This is a genomic window from Candidimonas sp. SYP-B2681 (assembly GCF_003971065.1).
GTDB lineage: Bacteria > Pseudomonadota > Gammaproteobacteria > Burkholderiales > Burkholderiaceae_B > Pollutimonas.
Window position 1 is genome coordinate 1 of sequence record NZ_RYDV01000021.1, and the last position, 1400, is coordinate 1400.

At 58.5% G+C, this 1400-nt stretch carries 1 protein-coding gene; it reads left to right on the forward strand.

Features of this window, described 5'->3' with window-relative positions:
- The first annotated feature begins 55 nt into the window (after positions 1-55).
- On the forward strand, positions 56-1360 hold the full coding sequence (locus EKL30_RS18700) for an IS256 family transposase (protein WP_126708765.1): 1305 nt from the start codon (positions 56-58) through the stop codon (positions 1358-1360).
- Positions 1361-1400: the final 40 nt, after the last annotated feature.

A 1400-nucleotide genomic window follows, 5' to 3' on the forward strand; every position in this document is an offset into this window, starting at 1 on the left:
GAGAGTGTCGGAAATTTTGTGTTCGGGTCTATGATTGTCTTAAAGGAGACAAGCCATGGCACGAGACCAGAAGAAAGAACCGATAGGGGTCCCTAAGGGCAAGCTGCCCGCGAGCGCCCAACAGATGCTCGATGAGCTGGTCACCGGGCCCATGACACCCGAGGCAGTGCAGGACACGTTCATGCTGCTCAAGAAGGCCGTCATTGAGCGGGCGCTGGGCGCAGAGCTAGGCCACCATCTGGGTTACAACAATGGCCAGGAGCGACCCGAGCAGAGCACCAATCAGCGCAACGGCAGTAGCGCCAAGACGGTGTTAACCGATGCGGGTCCGGTGCGGCTGGACATTCCCCGGGACCGCGATGGCAGTTTCGCCCCAATCCTGATTCCCAAGCATGAGCGCCGGTTTACGGGGTTTGACGACAAGATCGTGGCGATGTATGCGCGCGGCATGAGTGTGCGCGAGATACGGGCGTTCCTGGCCGAGCAGTACGGCACGGACGTATCGGCCGACTTCATCAGTTCGGTGACGGACGAAGTCATGGATGAGGTGGCCGCCTGGCAGAACCGGGCGCTCGAACCCATGTATCCGGTGGTGTTCTTCGATGCCTTGCGGGTCAAGATTCGCGATGAAGGGGTGGTGCGCAATAAGGCGGTCTACATGGCCCTAGGCGTACTGCCTGATGGAACCCGTGAGATTCTGGGGCTGTGGATCGAGAACACGGAAGGGGCCAAGTTCTGGATGCGCGTGTTCAATGAGCTTAAGACCCGCGGTGTGGGCGACATTCTGATTGCGGTGACCGACGGGTTAAAAGGCATGCCCGATGCGCTCGAAGCGGTGTTTCCAGCCACGACGCTACAGACCTGCATCGTGCACTTGATCCGCCACAGCATGAGCTATGCAAACTGGAAGGATAGGAAGAAACTCGGTTCGGTGCTGCGCCCTATCTACGGCGCGGTGAACGCCCAAGCGGGTCAACAGGCGCTGCACGCGTTCGCCCAGGGCCCGTGGGGCCAGAAGTACCCGATGATTACGAGCGCCTGGGAGCGCGCCTGGGAGCACGTCATTCCGCTGTTTGCCTTCCCGCCTGACATACGCCGCATCATCTATACGACCAACGCCATTGAGAGTGTGAACTCACAGCTGCGCAAGATCATCAAGATGCGGGGCCAGTTCCCCACCGATGAAGCGGCCATAAAGCTGCTGTGGCTGGCCATCCGAAACATCAGCGCCAAGTGGGGTTCGTCAACGCATTACTGGACGGCCGCCATGCAGCAATTTGCTATCCTATACGAGGATCGATTCACGCAAGGCTATGGCCAGCTAGACTCTCAGTTGTACGGAAAACAGGCGGATCAATGATTTATCAAAACCGCCCAAACACAAAAATTCTGACACTCCC

Excerpts from the sequence above, each read along its gene's own strand:
- EKL30_RS18700 (WP_126708765.1), top strand. The coding sequence starts at position 56 with ATGGCACGAGACCAGAAGAAAGAACCGATAGGGGTCCCTAAGGGCAAG.